Source organism: Sphingobium sp. RS1, from assembly GCF_056156825.1.
Genome location: NZ_JBLZXE010000002.1, coordinates 3101416 through 3119649 on the forward strand (window position 1 = coordinate 3101416; position 18234 = coordinate 3119649).

The window sequence follows — 18234 nt, forward strand, 5'->3', positions numbered from 1 at the left end:
GAGGACGCCGCGCCCATATCCCCTCAGGCCAGTGTCAGCCGCCAGTCCCAGCGCAGCGGATCGCCGTCCATCACCTCGACCCCGCGCGCGATCAGCGCGTCGCGAATCTCGTCCGACAGGGCGAAATCCTTTTCCGCGCGCGCGGCGGTGCGCCGCTCCAGTTCGGCCTCGATCGCCTCCGGCGTAATCTGTGCATCCTTGGGCTGGAGGCGCAGGTCGGCGCGGCTGAGCGTCAGCAGGTTGAGGCCAAGCGCAGCATCGAAAGCGGCGATCAGGCAGAGCTTCTCATCCACCGGCACCTTCTTCATGCCAATGGCTTCCTCCAGCAGCGGCAGCGCGCGCGGCGTCATCAGATCATCGGCGATCGCCGCATCGAACTGTTCCAGCAGTGGCGCCAGCTTGGGATGGAGATTGGCGCGCAGATAGTCGAGCCGTGGCGATTGCCAGGTCACGCCCTCGGCGCGGGCCTTCAGCCCCTCGACGCCCATGACCAGTCGCTTGAGCCGTGTCAGCGCCGCCGCCAGATTGTCCGCGCTGAACTCCAGTTCCGACCGGTAATGCGCGCCAAGGCACAGCAGGCGGTAGGCGATCGGATGCACCCCCGCGTCGATCAGGCTGAACAGGGTGGTGAAGCCGCCTTTCGACTTCGACATCTTCCCTTGCCGGTCGACGAGGAAGTTGTTGTGCATCCACCAGCGCGCGCCAGTGAAGCCGGCTTCCGCCGCACTGGGTTCGCCGCAGCAGCTATGGCCAGCCTGATGATATGCCTGATTCTGGGCGATCTCGTTGGGATGATGAATCTCGCGATGGTCGATGCCGCCGGTATGGATATCGAACGGCTGGCCAAGCCGGGCTTGCGACATGACCGAACATTCCAGATGCCAGCCCGGTGCCCCCTTGCCCCAGGGGCTGTCCCATTCCATCTGGCGCTGCTCGCCCGGCGGTGACTTGCGCCAGATGGCGAAATCGGACGGATTGCGCTTGCCTGCCACCGGATCGATGCGGGCATGGGCCGCGTCATCGCGGCCACCGGCCAGCGCGCCATAGTCAGGTACAGTGCTGCTGTCGAAATAAAGGCCGCTCTCCAGTTCATAGCAATGATCCGGCGCGATCTTCTCCGCAAATTCGATCATCTGCGGCACATAGTCGGTTGCAACCGTCCATTCGCTTGGGCTGATGATGTTGAGGGCCGCAATATTGGACTTGAACGCCTCGGTATAGTGCGCCGCAATGTCCCAGATGCTCCTGGCGCTGGCCTTGGCCGCTGCCTCCATCTTGTCGTCGCCTGCATCGGCGTCGCTGGTCAAATGGCCGACATCGGTGATGTTGATGATCTGGGTGACGTCCAGCCCCTTCCACAACAATGTCCGGCGCAGCGTGTCGACAAAGACGTAAGCGCGCAAATTGCCGATATGGGCGTAATTATAGACGGTCGGGCCGCAGCTATAGACGCGCGCATGATGGCCCTCGATCGGCGTGAACGGCTCGATCGTGCGGGTCAGGCTGTTGAACAGGCGCAGCGGCGCGGGGATATGCTGGTCGTCGGACATGGTGGCAAGCCATGTCGCGAAGCGGGACGGGGGTCAATCCTTCCCGCACATCGCAAGGCAGAGATTTATTTAGTTAGCTAAGCAACGAAACTGCACGGGCAATTTTAGGTGTCTAACTCGCTGTCTCATTCGTGACCGCCGCCCCCTTCGTGGCGGGGCGACCCAGTCCGATTGTAATAAAATGTTGCGGACGGGCCGATCCCTTGCAGCCTGGCGTTGGCCACCCGATATTGCTGATGCGGGCCGGGCCCCTCTGGCGACATGGATTCCCCCTTTATCCTGTCGCGATGTCGGACCGCATCGGGTGTGCCCGGTGCAGGTTTTGCGGCGATTTGCCCCCTCTCGTCGCCGCAGGAGACCGCACCGGGCCACTCGAACCAACTTTTTTGGAGTGAGTGTTTCCGATGAATAATCCCGTTCGCATGCCCGGCTATGGTGCCAGCCAGACGGCGCAGACCGACGCCGGCCTGCGCGCGCACATGCTGGGCGTCTTCCGCAATATGGGTATCGGCCTGGTTATCACAGGTCTGGTCGCCGCGCTGGTCGGCAATACCCCGGCGCTGGCCGCCGCCATCTATGGCACGCCGTTGAAGTGGGTCGCGATCTTCGCGCCGCTGGCCTTCGTCTTCTTCTTCAGCTTCCGTATGGAAAAGATGACGACCTCGGGCGCTCGTACCGCCTTCTACGCCTTCGCCGCCGTCATGGGCGTGTCGCTGGGCAGCGTCTTCCTGGTCTTCACCGGCGGCAGCATCGCTCAGGCCTTCTTCTCGGCCGCGGTCATGTTCCTCGCCATGGCGCTGTGGGGCTATACTACCCAGCGTGACCTGACGAAGATGGGCAGCTTCCTCATCATGGGCCTGATCGGCATCATGGTGGCCAGCCTGATCAACATCTTCATCGGTTCGTCGGCGATGGCCATGGTCATCTCGATCATCGGCGTGGTGGTCTTCACCGGCCTCACCGCTTGGGACGTGCAGCGCATCAAGTCGGAATATTTCTACTATGCCGGCCATGAAGTAGCAGGGAAGATGCAGGTGATGGGCGCGCTGTCGCTTTACCTGAACTTCGTCAACCTGTTCCAGATGCTGCTCAGCCTGACGGGCGAACGCGAATAATGCGCGATCCCGCTCAGGTGTCGGCGATGCTCTGCCCGGTCTGTCATGTCGGTTTGGCGATGACGGGCCGGCAGGGGGTCGAGATCGACTATTGCCCGCAATGCCGGGGCGTCTGGCTGGACCGGGGCGAACTGGACAAGATCATCGAACGATCCGGGCAGGCGAGCGCCCCCACGCCGCAGCCCGCCCCTTTCGCCCAACAAAGCTATCGCCCGGACCGGGACTATCGCGATGATGGGCGCCACTATCAGAAGAAGCGCAAGAAGAGCTTTCTGGAAGAGCTGTTCGATTGAAGAAAGGCCGGTCCCGATGGGGCCGGCCTTTTGCCATTAATGCGCCGCGCCCCAACTCGGTCCCGTGCCGATCTCCACGCCCAGCGGGACGCTCAGCTTCACGATCGGTTCTGCGGCGCTCTCCATCACCTGCCGGATGACCGCGCTGGCCGCATCCACATCGTCTTCGGGTAGTTCGAACACCAGTTCGTCATGCACTTGCAGCAGCATCTTCACATTGGGCAGGCTCGCCGCCTCCAGCGCCGGTCCCATGCGCGCCATGGCCCGCTTGATGATGTCGGCACTGGTGCCCTGAATGGGCGCGTTGATCGCGGCGCGTTCGGCGCCCTGACGCTCATGCTGGATCGACGCCTTGATGCGGGGGAACCATGTCTTCCGGCCGAACAATGTCTCGGTATAGCCGCGCTCCCGAGCCTTCTCGATCGTCTCGTTGATATAGATGCTGATGCCGGGGAAGCGCTCATAATAGCGGCTGATCATGTCCTGCGCCTCGTCCGCGCTGATCTCCAGCCGGCCGGCCAGCCCCCAGCGCGAAATGCCGTAGAGGATCGCGAAGTTGATCGTCTTCGCCCGGCCGCGCGTGTCGCGATTGACCTCGCCAAACAGCTGCATCGCGGTGGCGGCGTGAATATCCTCGCCGTTTGCGAAGGCGTCCTTGAGCGCCGGGACATCGGCCATATGCGCCGCCAGCCGCAATTCGATCTGGCTATAGTCCGCCGCCAAAATGACATTGCCCGGCTCCGCGACGAAGGCATGGCGGATCTGCCGACCGACCTCGGTGCGGATCGGGATGTTCTGGAGGTTCGGGTCGGTCGAGGACAGGCGACCGGTTTGCGCGCCGGTCAGCGAGTAGCTGGTATGGACGCGGCCCGTATTCTTGTTGATCTGCGCCTGAAGCGCATCGGTATAGGTGGACTTCAGCTTCGATAGCTGCCGCCATTCCAGCACCTTGTCCGCGATCGGCGCGCCCTGGGCCTTCAACTGCTCCAGGATCGTAACGTCGGTGGAGTAGGCCCCCGACTTGCCCTTCTTGCCGCCCTTATAACCCATCTTGTCGAACAGGATCGCGCCAAGCTGCTGGGTCGATCCGATCGCGAAGGGCTGCCCCGCAATCTCGTGGATTTCGGTTTCCAGCGCGGCGATCCCGGCGGTGAACTCGGCCGACAGGCGCGACAGATGCTCGCGATCGACCTTGATGCCCCGATGCTCCATCGCGGCGATTACGCCGACCAGCGGGCGATCGACCAGTTCGTAGACGCGGTTGGCGCCCTCATTGGCGACGCGCGTCTTGAACCGCTTCCACAGGCGCAGCGTCACATCGGCATCCTCGGCCGCATATTCGGTGGCGCGGGGCAGGGGCACTTCGGCGAAGCTGATCTGGCTCTTGCCGGTGCCGACCACCTCCTTGAAGCTGATGCAGATGTGATTGAGGTGGGTCTTGGCCGCCTCGTCCATGCCATGACCGGCGAGGCTTTGCCCCGCGTCCAGATCGAAGCTCATGACGATGGTGTCGTCATAGGGCGCGATTTCTATGCCGTGGCGGCGCAGCACAGTCAGGTCATATTTCAGATTCTGGCCGATCTTGAGGATGGAGTCATCCTCCAGCAGCGGCTTCAGCTTCGCGATGACCAGCGCCTTGTCCAACTGCTCCGGTCGTTCGGCGAACATGTCGGTGCCGCCATGGCCGACCGGGATATAGCAGGCCTTGTTCGGGCCGGTGGCCAGGCTGATGCCGACCAGTTGGCAGGATATGGCATCCAGCATGTCCGTCTCGGTATCGACGGCTACCAGCCCCTCGGCATAGGCAGCGGCGATCCACCTATCCAGAGCATCCTGCGTCACGACCGTTTCATAAAGGCTGCGGTCGATAGCGGGTTCTTCTACAGGCGCCGGGGCCGCGGGAGCGATCGCCTCATTGGTCGCAGCTGTGGCTGCCACCGCGACGGCAGCAGCGGGCGCCCCCAGACGATTGAGCAGCGTCTTGAAACCATGATGCGACAGAAACTCCTGCAAGGGTTCCTTGGGAATGCCCTTGAGCGTCAGGTCGTCCAGCGGTTCGGGCAGATCCATGCTGTCATGCAGCGCCACCAGCCGCCGCGACAGCCGGGCCATGTCGGCATGGGCGATCAGGTTTTCCTGCATCTTCGACTTCTTCATCGAAGGCGCAGCCTCCAGTGCGGCCTCCAGCGATCCATATTCGGTGATCAGCTTGGCCGCCGTCTTGGGGCCGATGCCGGGGATGCCGGGGACATTATCCACGCTGTCGCCCATCAGCGCGAGGACGTCGCCCAGTTGCTCCGGCTGCACGCCGAACTTGCCGACCACATAGTCCGCGCCGCGCCGTTCATTCTTCATCGTGTCGTACATGTCGACGCCAGGCTGGATCAGCTGCATCAGATCCTTGTCGGAGCTGACGATGGTGACATGCCATCCTGCGCGCACGGCGGCCTGCGTATAGCTGGCGATGATGTCGTCGGCCTCGAACCCCGCTTCCTCGATGCAGGGGAGGGAGAAGGCGCGGGTCGCGTCGCGGATCATGGGGAATTGCGGGACGAGGTCTTCCGGCGCAGGCGGACGGTTCGCCTTATACTGGTCGTACATGTCGTTGCGAAAGGTGTGCGATCCCTTGTCCAGCACGACGGCGAGGTGGGTGGGGCCTTCCGCCTTGCCCAGATCCTCGGCCAGTTTCCACAGCATCGTCGTATAGCCATAGACCGCGCCGACCGGCTGGCCATGCTGGTTGGTGAGCGGGGGAAGCTGGTGGTAGGCGCGGAAAATATAGCCACTGCCGTCGACAAGGTAGAGATGATTCTGGGTCATGGGGAGAGCGATAAAGCATCGCGCAGAAAAGTGGGAACCGGTTTTCTGCTCTAGCGATGCGACGACAAAAAGTCCCTTAACGTCTATCCCCTCCAGCCTTCAGGACCAGTCGCGCGTCAAAGCCTCTGCCGTGGCGTCCATCAGGCGCGGTTCGCCGCTGCCGGTCAGGGCATAGGACATGTCGCCGCGCCGCCAATAGGCGACCGATTCCGCGCCTTCCTGCACCGCGTCGGGCCGTTCGGGCGCACGGCTGCGATCGCGCAGGGCAAAGAGCGAGAAATTCTGGCCCCCTTCCGTCTTCACCGCCACCACCAGCGCCGGGCCACGCTCGGTGGGGAAGAGCTGGACGTCGGTCACCCGCCAGTCGTCGGGCAGATGCGGCATGGCGATCCGGGTGTTGGACGCGATTTCGCGGGCGTCATATCTGGGGGTTTCCACCTGCGATACCATGGCCGCGCGCATCATCGCGATGCGGTGCGAATTGACCGCATAATCGACATAGTCGGGCGGGCCGGACGGAGGCAGAAAGGCCAGAGCCAGACCGGCCGCCGCCGCGAGCGGGGCCACCAGCGGCAGGGCCCGGCGCCAGCGTGGCCGGGTGGGAGCGGCCTGCAACCGGGCGGCTGCGTCGGCCATGGCCGGCGGGATCGCATCGGGACGCGGCGCCATCATCCGCAGGGCGCTGCGGGTCGAAAGATCGGCCATGACCTGCGCCGCCTGATCGGGATGGCGGGACAGATGCGTCTCCACCACGAAGCGGCGGGACAAGTCGAGCTGATCGTCGACATAGGCGTCGATTTCCAGCGCGTTGACGTCATTGCTCATCCTGTCCTCCCACCAGCCGCAGGTGCGGCTGGCTTTTCCCTGTTTGCCCTTCTCGAAGCGCAGCCCGCGCCCGCGACAGCCGCGACATCACGGTGCCGATCGGAATGTCCAATATGTCGGCCGCCTGCTGATAGCTCAGCCCCTCGATCGCGGTCAGATGCAGCACCGCGCGCTGGGCGTCGGGCAGGGCGGCGAAGCCCTGCGCAATCTCCGCCAGCCGCACATGCTCTTCCTGCTGCGGATCGACACTGGATAGCAGGGTTTCGGCGAATCGGTCGTTCCGGCGCGTTTCGGCGGCCTGGCGCCGTTTGCCCGAAACGAACACATTATGGACGATCGCCAGCAACCAGCGGGTGCGGCTGCGATCGGGCTGATAGGTCGCCTTGCGCTCGATCGCGCGCAGCAGCGCGTCCTGCACGACATCGTCGGCATCCACATGGTCGCGGGCGAGCGACCGGGCATAGCGGCGCATCGCCAGCAGGTCCGCCTCCATGTCGCGCGGGTCGTCCATGGGCGGCTTATCCCGTGCCGGCGCGGGCGGGGCAAGCGGCGATCGCTAGTGCCTGGCGATCGGCGGGCGTCGGAATGCCGAGCAGGCGCGCATAGGCCTGCACGACCGATTGCAGCACATCATCCCAGCGATGGCGACTGGCGGCATTGGCAGCCGCCCGGCGCATGGCGGCGAGGCGCGTTGGCGTCCGGATCAGCATCGCGGCGGCATCGGCATAGGCGTCCGCGTCCGTTGGGGGCAGCAGCAACCCGGTATGGCCGGCGTCGATCAAGCTGGCAGCGCTGGGGACGTCAGCGGACAGGACGGCGAGGCCGGAGGCCATTGCCTCCAGATTGACGTTGCCAAAGGCTTCGGTGACGCTGGGGTTGATGAGCAGATCGGCGCTTGCCACCGCGCGGCCGAGGTCGGCGCCGCTCAGATGGCCCATGAAATTGGCATTGGGCAGGCGCTGCGCCAGCCAGGACCGGGCGGGCCCTTCCCCCACAATCAGCGGGCGGACCTGATGTCCGCGCGCTCGGATCGCGGCGATGGCATCGGCGAAGATGGCCAATCCCTTTTCCAGTACCAACCGGCCGAAGAAGAGCGGCACGACATCCCGATCCTCATAGCCGAGCGCAGACCGCAATGCGGGATCTCGCAATGTCGGGGCAAACTGGGTCGGGTCGATGCCCCGGCCCCAGACAGCTACCTTCGCCATGCCATGACGGGCGGCCATTTCGTCGCGGATCGGTGGGGTTGGTGCCAATATGCAGTCGGCATCGCCGTAAAAGCGATCGAGATAACGCTCCATCGTCCCGCGCAGAAAACCAAGCCGATAATAATCGAGATAGGTTTCGAACCGCGTGTGCAGGCTGGCGACGACCGGTATGCCACGGGCCTGTGCATGTTTCTGCGCCTGTCGGCCCAGCAGGTCAGGGGCGGAGAGGTGGATGATGTCCGGCGCGAAGGCGTCGAGATCGCGGCGCACCCCGCGCGTCAGGCCGATGGCGAGCCGATATTCCGGCCGGCCGGGGAGGCTGAGCGAGGGGACAGAATGAACGTCGCCGACCGAGGCGAAGGCGGGCCGGGGCGCAGTGGGCGAATAGACGCGGACCTGCGCGCCGATCCGGTGCAAAAGATGAGCGACGAGCCGATTAAGTGCGCGGTTGGCGCCATCGCGGACGCAGTCATAATTGCCGGAAAAGAGGGCGATGCGGAGCGGCGGCCGGCTGGTTGCGATCGGCCGGATCGGCACGACGCTGGAAGAAATGGCAGTAGGGGAAAAGGCGTTCATGCCGGGCATACGCCTGCCGACTCATGTTTATTCCATCAGACGCCGCCGGCATCATCCTGCGGTTGCGGTGCGGGCGTGGGTGGCCGACGGAAGCCGATTGCATGGCCGATCAGCAGCACCGGCAGCAGCATGGCGATGCCGACGAAGATAGCGGTCAGCCGCTCCAGCGCCGGCAGAAGTTCGGCAGCGTCGTAGCGGTCAGGCACGAGCGTCACCAGCACGACGAGGGTGAATTGCGTGCCGATATAGCGATGGGCCGGCTCACCATTTTCCAGATGCCGCCCCAGCGCCGTGCCGATGGCGGTGCCAACCAGCAGGGGCAGGGCCGACCCGCCAGCCCCCAGCAGGAAAGCGGCGGAAAAGAGTGCGCCGATGCCGCAGCCGATGGTGCGCTGGAGAATGCGGCGGCTGACCGGGGCAAGGCTGCTCTGGCCGATGCCGGTCGCGGGGAGGACCATGACTGCCATGATCATGATTGCGCCTTGCGCGAGCGCGGGAATGGGAAGGAAAGTACCGAGCGCTACCAGCAAGGCGAGCGCGACGCCGGCCTGACAGGCATGGCGGAAGGCATCGCGGTGCCAGCGCGCACCGACCGGCGGTGGCGTAGGTGGGGCGGGCCAGCGTCGCCGTAGAGTGAGCGTGCTGATTAGACTGACGGTAAGGCAGGCGGCGATGCCGGCCACCGTTTCGAGGATGCGGGTTTGCACGAAGGCGGCGAGCGCGATGTCCGGATGCTCCAGCTTGTCGAGCAGCACCATGGCGAAGGTCAGGCCGAAGAAGAGCCAGGCATAGGAACGGCGGGACGTGATGGCGGCATAGAGGCTGACGGTGCCGACCAGCATCATCGCCAGTGCCACGACCGGCCAGAAGGGGAGGATAAGCGGCGCAACGCCCAGCGCCAGCAGGCCGCCGGCTAGCGTGCCGACGATCCGCAGCGCGCCGCGTATCAGTGTTTCGGCGGCATGGCCGCGTATGACCATATAGCCGGCAAAGGCGGCCCAGGAGATGTGGGTTGCGCCAAGCAGATGGGCGACCAGGATCGCCAGCAGGACCGACGTGACGCATTCGCCCTCATCAATGGTGCGCGCGCTGATCGGCTTCGACAGAGATCGGGCCCATGCCATCGCTGGTTCATGCCGCAACGGCGCGCCTTTGGCCAGATTGCGTGCAGGAAGTCGATTATTTCCAGTCTGTTTCCTGCTATGCTGCCTGGCAACAAGAGGGGGATGAGGGTGAAGCGGATTTGCATGTTGTTGGCTGTGCTGATGCCGGGGATGGCGTTCGCACAGACGGACGAACCACGCGATCTATGTGCGGACCGGCCGGGGCTGGGCACGCCGGCCTGTACGGTCGACAAGAGGCGTGTCGTGGTGGAACTGGGGCTGGGCGACTGGGCGCAGAACCAGGACGGGGCAAGTCGGACCGACATGATCCAGACCGGCGACATGCTGGTGCGGTTTGGTCTGACCGAGCATCTGGAAGCGCAGGTCGGCTGGACCGCCTATGGCCATGTTCGCACGCGCGACCGGGTAAGCGGTGCGATTGAGACGGATGGCGGGGTCGGGGATATGCGGGTGGCGCTGCGGCGGAACCTGCGTAACCCGGATGGATCGGGCTTTTCGGTGGCGCTGATGCCCTATGCCTCTGTGCCGACCGGCGGATCGGCGATCGGGGATGGCGATTGGGGAGCGGGGCTGTTGCTGCCGGTAAGCTTCGATATCGGCCATGGCCTGTCGCTGGAATGGGTGCCGGAGATCGACGCCGCGGTCGACGAAGACCGGTCCGGCCGGCATGTCGCCTATGGCAGTGTCGCCGGGCTGGGCTTTGACCTGAGCGATAGCCTGTCCGGGACCATCGAAGCGTCGCTGATTCGCGACGATGATCCGTCCGGCCATACCACTGAGACGCTGGCCGGCCTGTCCTTCGCCTGGCAGCCCAATGGCGACATGCAGTTCGACATCGGCGTCAATGCCGGGCTGAATGCGGACAGCCCGGATGGGGAAGTCTATTTCGGCGTCGTCCGGCGTTTCTGACTCAGCGCGGTTCGTGGTTGGCCACGACGGCCTTGGCCACGGCCTGCATGAGTGCCCAGCGTTCGGGAATGGCGACGGTGGTCGATCCGATCATCACCGCCACCGCATAGCTGGTGCCGTCCGGTGCGGTCATGATGCCGATATCGTTGAAGCCGGTGGAGCGAGGCGGCAGATCCTGACCGGTCCCGGTCTTGTGCAGATAGGACCAGCCGGGCGGTACGCCGCCCTTGATCCGCTGCGGCCCGGTCTTCGCTTCCGACATGATCGAGAGCAGCAGTCGCGAGGACGCGGGGGAGAGCATGTCATTCTGCTTCAGTTTCGCCAGCGCCTGCACGATCGAGGAGGGCGCTGCGCCGTCGGGTGGGCTGGCGAGATAATTGTCGAGCGCCTTTTGCCGCACGGACATGGGCAGCTTCGACCGTGCGGTGTAGAAGTTGCGGCCGATCGAATAATCCTGTCGCCAGTCGAGACCGGCGGTGGCCGATTGTAGCAGCCGTTCGCCGGGGCCAAAGCGGATATCCTTGATCATCCGGCGCGCCAGGAAGCCGCGCACCGCGTCCGGCCCGCCGACGGCGCGCAGCAGCGTGTCGTTGGCGGTATTGTCGCTTTGCGTCATCGCCCGGCGCATCAGATCAGAATAGCTGGTGGTCCAGCCACCATTCTGGGCAACCAGGGCGGCGGACGGCTGATGGAACAGGGTCAGATCGTTGCGGGTGATGGTGGTGGTGTCGGTGATGCGCAGCTTGCCGCGATCGACCGCGTCGAGGAAGGTCATCGACACCCAGAGTTTCGACACGCTCTGCTGCGGGAAGAGCGAGGTGCCGTTCCAGGCGACGGTCCAGTCGGCACCCACGCGGCGTACCGCGATGCCGACCTTGCCCCGGAAGCTCTGGCCGAGGTTGCGCACGACGCTGACCAGCGCGGGCGGCGGCGTTTCATTCTGGTCGATGTCGCGATAGGGCAGCGGCGGATTGGCCACGGCACGGATCGGCCATGTGTTGGTGGTCGGCTGTGGCCGACCGGGGATCGGCTTTTGTGGTACCGCCGCGGCGGCTTGCGCACGGGGTGGTTCGGGTGCGCTTACACAGGCGGACAGCGCCGCTACCAGCAGGACCAGACGCGCCGAAGCTGCCCGGCTTTCATTCGATGTCATTAGCGTCCCCGCACTCTCTCAAGCCACAATAGGGGCGGCCTGCCGCTCGCCCGGCAAGACTCATGCGACGAATGATTCCACAAATGCGATGTAAGGAGGATGAACGACGCAACCGCTTGATCCGGCGCAAGATCGTTCCGTTGCGGTTCAGGAGCAGACGGGCAATGGCGGACATATGACAATGGACGGACTGGATAGACGGGCGCTGCTGCTGGGTATTGCGGCTGGCATGATGATGCGGAGCGGAACGGCGTGGGCAGCACCTTTCGTGTCGCGTCGGATATCCATGGCCGTACGGGGCGCGGGCCGCGACGTGATCCTGATCCCCGGTCTCGCCAGCGGTCCCGGCATATGGAACGGGGTGCTGGGCGGGGTGACGGGATATCGCTATCATCTGGTACATGTGCGGGGCTTCGCCGGGCTGGCGCCTGACGGCAACGCCAGCGGGACGCTGCTCCAGCCGATCGCCGACGAGATTGCCCGCTATGCGACCGCCGCCGGCCTGAAGCGTCCGGCAATCGTCGGGCATAGCATGGGCGGTACGCTGGCGATGTTGCTGGGCCTCAAGGGGCTGGCGAGCCGGGTCATGGTGGTCGACATGCTGCCGGCCGGCGCGGCGATGGTCGGTGGGACGGCCAGCGGCATGGGCTATCTGGCGGATCAGTTGAGCGGCTATTTCACCGGCACGCAGGCGGGGCGCCGCTATCTGGCGCAAATCGTCGCGCAGGCGCCGGGCGCGAAGGGCAGTGATCCCGACGTCATCGCCAATGCGCTGCGCGATCTGGCGAATATCGATCTGGCGCCGCAGCTGTCGCGGCTGGGCGCACCGCTCGAGGTAGTCTATGCCGTCGGCAGCGATGCGCAGCAGGCGGCGTCGATTACACGCAGTTTCCAGAGCGCCTATGCGGGGAAGAAAGGCGCGGTGCTGAAAGCGCTGGGGCCTAGCGGCCATATGGTGATGGCCGACCAACCCGCCCGCTTCAATGCTTTGCTGAAGGATTTTCTCGCCCTTTGACACCGGTCAAACCATGACGGGGAAAGGGTAAGTAGGAAAGCAGAACCGGATGCGCTTTCAGCGCTTCCCTCCTCCACCTCATGGCGCGGCGTCCCCCCGGACGACCGCGTCATTTTTTATGGTGTCAGCACCGTGTCGACCGCCTCGGCCAGGGTTTCGGGATAGTCGAGCGTGTAATGGAGGCCGCGGCTTTCCTTGCGGTGGAGGGCGGAGCGGACCACCAGGCGTGCCACTTCCAGCAGATTGCGCAGTTCGATCAGGTCAGGCGTCACCCGGAAATTGCCGTAATAATCATCGACTTCCTTCGAGAGCAGATCGATTCGGTGCTGGGCGCGCTCCAGCCGCTTGGTGGTGCGGACGATACCGACATAGTCCCACATGAAGCGGCGGATTTCCTTCCAGTTATGCTGGACGATCACCTCTTCGTCGCTGTTGGTGACGCGGCTTTCGTCCCATGGCCGGATCGGCGGCGGGGACGGCAAATCTTCCCAGTTGGCGCGGATATGCTTCGCCGCCGCTTCACCGAAGACGAAACATTCGAGCAGCGAGTTGGACGCGAGGCGGTTGGCGCCGTGCAGGCCGCTTTCGCTGACTTCGCCGGCGGCATAGAGGCCGGGCAGGTCGGTGCGGCCGTCGAGGTCGATCACCACCCCGCCGCAGGTATAATGCTGCGCCGGAACGACCGGAATCGGCTCCTTGGTGATGTCGATGTCGAGGTCCAGCAGCCGGGCATAGATGGTCGGGAAGTGATGCTTCACGAACTCCGGGTCTTTGTGGCTGATGTCCAGATGGACATAGTCGAGGCCCAAGCGCTTGATTTCATGGTCGATGGCGCGGGCGACCACGTCGCGTGGGGCGAGTTCGGCGCGTGAGTCAAAGCGGGGCATGAAGCGCTCGCCGCCGCCGGGGACGCCGGGGGGGAGCTTGAGATGGCCACCTTCGCCGCGCACCGCCTCTGTGATCAGGAAATTCTTGACCTCCAGATCGTAGAGGCAGGTCGGGTGGAACTGGTTCATTTCCATGTTCGACACGCGGCAGCCCGCGCGCCAGGCCATGGCGATGCCGTCGCCGGTCGCGCCGCGGGGCGCGGTGGAGAAGAGGTAGGTGCGGCCTGCGCCGCCGGTGCACAGGATCGTTGCCCGGCCGAGCAGGGCATCCACCCGCTTGGTCGCGCGGTTGAAGGCATAGACGCCCCAGACATGGCCGTCGCCCGAATAGCGTTCCCCATGGCGGGATGTGATGAGGTCGATGGCGACCATGTCCTCCATCAGGGTGATGTTGGGATTGGCGCGGGCGGCTTTCAGCAGCGCGACCTGCACGGCATGGCCAGTGGCGTCATCGACATGGACGATGCGGCGATGGCTGTGGCCGCCTTCGCGGGTCAGATCCCAGCGCTTGCCGAAGGCTTCGCCACCATTGAAGGGGACGCCGAGGTCGGCGAGCCGCTCGATCGCGGCTGGGGCTTCGGATACGACGAACCGGACCGTGTCCAGATTGTTGAGGCCCGCGCCCGCGACCATCGTGTCATGGACATGCGCCTCGAAACTGTCACCCGCGTCGAGTACGGCGGCAATGCCGCCCTGCGCCCAGTTGGTCGACCCGCCATCGAGCGCGCCCTTGGCCAGCACCAGCACCTTGCGGTCCTGCGCCAGGTTGATGGCGGCCGTCAGCCCCGCCGCGCCGGAACCGATGATGATGACGTCATGGGTGATGGTGGGCATCAACTAAACTCCGACTTCTCTGTCCGTTCGGGCTGAGCCTGTCGAAGCCCAGCCCTTGTTTTCAAGCAAGTGATGCCCTTCGACAAGCCCAGGGCGAACGGGGGATTGAATGGGCCTTATGCAGCCGCAGTCAGGTTGAGGAAGACATCCTCCAGATCCGGGTCGCGCGTGACGACATCGACAATGGCAAGGCCGCTGGCCTGCACGGCGCTCAACACCTGGCCGGCATTGGCGCGGTCCTTCATATAGGTGATGGTGAGCGTGCGCTCGCCCGAAAGTTCGACCTTTTCGAAACAGGGCGCGTCAGGAGCGACCGTCACGTCGCGGTCGACCGTGACCTGCACCACCTTTTCCTGCGCCATCGCCAGCAATTCGCGGGTCGGCTTGTCGGTGATCACCTTGCCATGGTTGATGATGCCGATGCGGTCGCACAGTTCCTCGGCTTCTTCCAGATAGTGCGTCGTCAGCACGATCGTGACGCCAAGTGCATTCAATTCGCGAACATATTCCCAGAGCTGCTGGCGCAGTTGCACGTCGACGCCGGCGGTCGGCTCGTCCAGCACCAGGATGGGCGGCGAATGGACCATTGCCTTGGCCACCAGCAGGCGACGCTTCATGCCGCCCGAGAGCGTGCGGGCATAGGCATTGGCCTTGTCGTCCAGATGGACGGCGCGCAGCAATTCCATCGAGCGGCGGCGGTCCTTGGGCACGCCATAATAGCCGGCCTGATTTTCCAGCGTCTCGAACGGGGTGAAGAAGGGATCGAAAACGATTTCCTGCGGTACGATGCCGATGCTGTTCTTCGCATTGCGCGGGTGCGCGTCGATGTCGAAGCCCCAGATGCTGACATCGCCCGCCGTTTTGTTCACCATGCCGGCCAGAATGTTGATCGTGGTCGACTTGCCCGCGCCATTGGGGCCGAGCAGCCCGTAAATCTGGCCGCGCGGAATGCTGAGGTTGATCCCGTCGAGCGCGCGCTTGCCGCCCTTATAGACTTTGGTGAGGTTGCGGATCTCGATTGCGGCTTGCGGGGCGTCGGTCATGCTTGCTCTATGGGGATGGAAGCAGGGGAAAGAAAGAGGCTGAGGCGACGCGACAGGCGAAGTTCACACCGTTGCGGGGGTCTGCGGGGGCATTTCGGGGCCATTGCGTCAGGGAAGCGCCCGCGAGGCGACCGGCGCGCGTCACGAACGCGCTCCTGACGCGACAGGTGCGCGCCACTGACGCGACAGGTAAGCGACCGGAACGGGACGCCGGGCGGGGCGATTTTCATCGGACTGGCCGGGGCGTGGGTTGGCGGGGTGCTGGCGGGGCGAAGGGATCGGCCAGCCGCGCGGCGTGCAGGGCCAGTGCGTTGGCCCAGATGCGGTCGAAGGCGCTGCCAGGCAGGCGCGCGCGCAGCCGGTGCGCGCTGGACCGTGACATGCCCGCCGCCTGCGCGGCGCGGCCGACGCTGCCAAATTCAAGCAGGGCGGCGAGGAAGAGCCGCTGCTTCGCTGGTGTCCAGCGGGCGCGCGCGGCGCGGGTTGCGGGGGCGGGCGGCTGGGGGAGAAGGGGCTGGTCCATCCGAGAGTATGGATCAGAAAAGGCGCGTGTAGGAAAGGGCAGACTGATCTGGCGCCGGACCGAATAAATTCGTGCAGAGATACCGGAAGAAAGACCCTATCCCACGGAAAGCGGGAGAGGGCTAAAAACGCGGCCTTCCTGCCCCGTCAAAACTCGTCCGCGATATCCATCAGGCCCAGCAGCTTTTTCGGCGCGATCTCGCGCCAGCTGGAGCGGAGGCGGTCGGCGATATGGTCCCAGTCGGTGTCGCCGAGGTCGAGGCGGATGCCGACCCAGTCGGTGCCGAAATAGGCCGGGCGGTAATAGCGTTCCGGGTCCGCTTCCATCAGCGTCGCCTGTTCTTCCGGCGCGGTGGTCTTCACCAGGACGGCGATGATGCCATCGCCATGATGGTCGCGGGTGAAATAAGCGAATTTCTTGCCCTTCACGACGCCGAAACAGGGCATGCCGTGGGAGACGATCTCATCCGCCTGCGGCAAAGCGAGGGCGGCTTCGCGGACCTTGTTGAGCAGCCAGTCGGGTTGCCGTTCGCGCGTGACGAAGCTGGCGAGGGTACGGGAATAGAGTTGATGTTCGGCGATCAGGATGCGGGCGGCAAGGCTGTCTTCGGTGTCGCCGGGCAGGATCGCGACCGGGGTCTGACCCAGCACCGGGCCGTCGTCCAGCTGCGCGGTGACGATATGGACCGAGCAGCCGGCATGGCTGTCGCCCGCGTCGATCGCGCGCTGGTGGGTGTCGAGGCCCTTGTATTTGGGGAGCAGGCTGGGGTGAATGTTGAGCATCCGACCTTCCCAGCCGGCGACGAATTCCGGCGAGAGCAGGCGCATATAGCCGGCGAGCGCGACATAATGGGCGCCGGCTTCGCGTAGCTGCGCGTCGATGATGCGGTCGAATTCGGCGCGCTTCAGGCCCTTGTGGCTCTGGCCGAAGGTGGGGATGCCTTCGGCGGCGGCGAGAGCAAGGCCGGGGGCTTGCGGATCGTTGGCGGCGACCAGTATGATCTCATAGGGGCAGTCGTCAGCCTTGGCCGCGTAGAGCAAAGCCGCCATGTTCGAGCCACGGCCGGAAATCAGGACGCCGACTTTTGCCTTTTGCATAACCAACCCCGTTCGGTTCGAGCTTGTCGAGAACCCTGCGCGCCGTTCTCGACAAGCTCGAACCGAACGGAGGTTGCGTAATTGTCAGCCCAGATGCGTGGCGGACCAGTCGGCCTTGGCGCTCCAGGTCTCGGCGCTGCCCTTGACGGTGCAGCCCTTCTCGCCGTCTTCCACCGCGCCGATGCGGAACACGGTTTCGCCCGCATCCTCCAGCGCCTTGGTGACGGCGGCGACATGGGCTTCGTCCACGGCCAGCACCATGCCGATGCCGCAGTTGAAGGTGCGCGCCATTTCCTGCGGCTCGATATTGCCCTGGGCCTGGAGGAAGGCCATCAGGCGCGGCTGTTCCCACGCATCGGCGTTCACCGTGGCATGGGCGCCGTCGGGCAGGACGCGGGGGATGTTTTCCAGCAGGCCGCCGCCGGTGATGTGGGCGAGGGCATTGATCATGCCGGCGCGGACCAGCGGGAGCAGGCTCTTCACATAGATCTTCGTGGGCGCCATCAGCGCGTCGATCAGCAGCACCTCATTGTCGAACAGGGCGGGGCGGTCGAGCTTCCAGCCCTTGTCGGTGGCGAGGCGGCGGACCAGCGAGAAGCCGTTGGAGTGGACGCCCGACGAAGCGAGGCCGATGAGGACGTCGCCGGCCTTCACCTTGTTGCCGGTCAACGCCTTGGAGCGTTCCACCGCGCCGACGCAGAAGCCGGCAAGATCATAGTCGCCATCGCTGTACATGCCGGGCATTTCGGCGGTTTCGCCACCGATCAGCGCGCAGCCGGCGATGCGGCAGCCGTCGGCGATGCCGGCGATGACGCGCTCGGCCACGCCCGACTCCAGCTTGCCGGTGGCATAATAGTCGAGGAAGAAGAGCGGTTCGGCGCCCTGCACGATCAGGTCGTTGGCGCACATGGCGACGAGGTCGATGCCCACGCCGTCGTGGCGGTCATGGTCGATCGCCAGTTTGAGTTTGGTGCCGACGCCATCATTGGCCGCGACCAGCAGGGGATCGTCATAGCCGGCGGCCTTGAGGTCGAAGAAGCCGCCAAAGCCGCCCAGTTCGGCGTCGGCGCCGGGGCGGCGGGTGGCCTTGGCCAGCGGGGCAATGGCACGGACAAGGGCGTTGCCGGCGGCGATGTCGACGCCAGCCTTGGCGTAGCTGTAGGATTCGTTGTCGCTCATGAGGCAGCGCTCTACGGTCGAAACGCCACAATGTCGAGTTTTGCGCCGTCATACGCATCTACCCGTTCGTCCTGAGCCTGTCG

General features: G+C 64.8%; 16 protein-coding genes. 4 read left to right on the plus strand and 12 right to left on the minus strand.

The features are described from left to right. Positions 1-23: 23 nt before the first annotated feature. Positions 24-1550, minus strand: coding sequence for a cysteine--tRNA ligase (gene cysS / locus ACNHGR_RS16940; protein ID WP_475287580.1), 1527 nt, complete (start codon positions 1548-1550; stop codon positions 24-26). A gap of 404 nt (positions 1551-1954) precedes the next feature. Between cysS and ACNHGR_RS16945 the strand changes: the two genes are divergently transcribed. Together ACNHGR_RS16945 and ACNHGR_RS16950 are read left to right on the plus strand one after the other, a co-directional pair. Next, a complete protein-coding gene (locus tag ACNHGR_RS16945; RefSeq protein ID WP_475287582.1) occupies positions 1955-2665 on the plus strand; it encodes a Bax inhibitor-1/YccA family protein in 711 nt (236 codons plus the stop codon). Then, complete coding sequence (locus tag ACNHGR_RS16950) at positions 2665-2958, plus strand: TFIIB-type zinc ribbon-containing protein (RefSeq protein WP_475287584.1); 294 nt, start codon at positions 2665-2667, stop codon at positions 2956-2958. The genes ACNHGR_RS16945 and ACNHGR_RS16950 overlap by 1 nt, the downstream gene beginning before the upstream one ends. A gap of 36 nt (positions 2959-2994) precedes the next feature. Here ACNHGR_RS16950 and polA read toward each other — a convergent pair whose 3' ends face one another. The 5 genes from polA to ACNHGR_RS16975 all read right to left on the minus strand — a co-directional run bounded on the left by polA (position 2995) and on the right by ACNHGR_RS16975 (position 9511). Beyond that, positions 2995-5778, minus strand: a complete 2784-nt coding sequence (gene polA / locus ACNHGR_RS16955) for a DNA polymerase I (RefSeq protein ID WP_475287586.1) — start codon at positions 5776-5778, stop codon at positions 2995-2997. Positions 5779-5877: 99 nt separating this feature from the next. Next, positions 5878-6603, minus strand: coding sequence for an anti-sigma factor family protein (locus ACNHGR_RS16960; RefSeq protein ID WP_475287588.1), 726 nt, complete (start codon positions 6601-6603; stop codon positions 5878-5880). Beyond that, a complete protein-coding gene (locus ACNHGR_RS16965; protein ID WP_475287590.1) occupies positions 6593-7114 on the minus strand; it encodes a sigma-70 family RNA polymerase sigma factor in 522 nt (173 codons plus the stop codon). The genes ACNHGR_RS16960 and ACNHGR_RS16965 overlap by 11 nt, the downstream gene beginning before the upstream one ends. A 7-nt stretch (positions 7115-7121) precedes the next feature. Then, positions 7122-8387, minus strand: a complete 1266-nt coding sequence (locus ACNHGR_RS16970) for a glycosyltransferase family 4 protein (protein ID WP_475287592.1) — start codon at positions 8385-8387, stop codon at positions 7122-7124. Positions 8388-8422: 35 nt separating this feature from the next. Next, complete coding sequence (locus ACNHGR_RS16975) at positions 8423-9511, minus strand: FUSC family protein (protein ID WP_475287594.1); 1089 nt, start codon at positions 9509-9511, stop codon at positions 8423-8425. A 123-nt stretch (positions 9512-9634) separates the two neighbouring features. Here ACNHGR_RS16975 and ACNHGR_RS16980 point away from each other — a divergent pair, with 123 nt between their 5' ends. Next, positions 9635-10420, plus strand: coding sequence for a transporter (locus ACNHGR_RS16980; RefSeq protein ID WP_475287596.1), 786 nt, complete (start codon positions 9635-9637; stop codon positions 10418-10420). Between the two features lies 1 nt (position 10421). On the opposite strand, the gene ACNHGR_RS16985 is transcribed toward ACNHGR_RS16980, so the two are convergent. Continuing rightward, a complete protein-coding gene (locus ACNHGR_RS16985) occupies positions 10422-11573 on the minus strand; it encodes a serine hydrolase (protein ID WP_184269671.1) in 1152 nt (383 codons plus the stop codon). A 175-nt stretch (positions 11574-11748) separates the two neighbouring features. Here ACNHGR_RS16985 and ACNHGR_RS16990 point away from each other — a divergent pair, with 175 nt between their 5' ends. Next, positions 11749-12588 (plus strand): alpha/beta fold hydrolase, encoded by an 840-nt coding sequence (locus ACNHGR_RS16990; RefSeq protein WP_184269672.1) that lies wholly within the window; start codon positions 11749-11751, stop codon positions 12586-12588. Positions 12589-12704: 116 nt separating this feature from the next. Here the strand turns inward: ACNHGR_RS16990 and nadB are convergent, their stop codons facing one another. The 5 genes from nadB to purM all read right to left on the minus strand — a co-directional run bounded on the left by nadB (position 12705) and on the right by purM (position 18151). Continuing rightward, positions 12705-14309: an L-aspartate oxidase gene (nadB, locus tag ACNHGR_RS16995; RefSeq protein WP_475287598.1), complete on the minus strand. Its 1605-nt coding sequence runs from the start codon at positions 14307-14309 to the stop codon at positions 12705-12707. Positions 14310-14425: 116 nt separating this feature from the next. After that, entirely contained in the window at positions 14426-15352 is a 927-nt protein-coding gene (locus ACNHGR_RS17000; RefSeq protein ID WP_475287600.1) for an ABC transporter ATP-binding protein, read from the minus strand. 226 nt (positions 15353-15578) lie between these two features. Next, complete coding sequence (locus tag ACNHGR_RS17005; RefSeq protein ID WP_475287602.1) at positions 15579-15875, minus strand: LysR family transcriptional regulator; 297 nt, start codon at positions 15873-15875, stop codon at positions 15579-15581. Positions 15876-16021: 146 nt separating this feature from the next. After that, the gene (gene purN, locus ACNHGR_RS17010) at positions 16022-16972 is read right to left on the minus strand and encodes a phosphoribosylglycinamide formyltransferase (protein WP_475287604.1); all 951 of its coding nucleotides are present in this window, start codon (positions 16970-16972) and stop codon (positions 16022-16024) included. A gap of 84 nt (positions 16973-17056) precedes the next feature. Continuing rightward, positions 17057-18151, minus strand: coding sequence for a phosphoribosylformylglycinamidine cyclo-ligase (purM, locus tag ACNHGR_RS17015; protein WP_475287606.1), 1095 nt, complete (start codon positions 18149-18151; stop codon positions 17057-17059). Positions 18152-18234 lie beyond the last annotated feature (83 nt).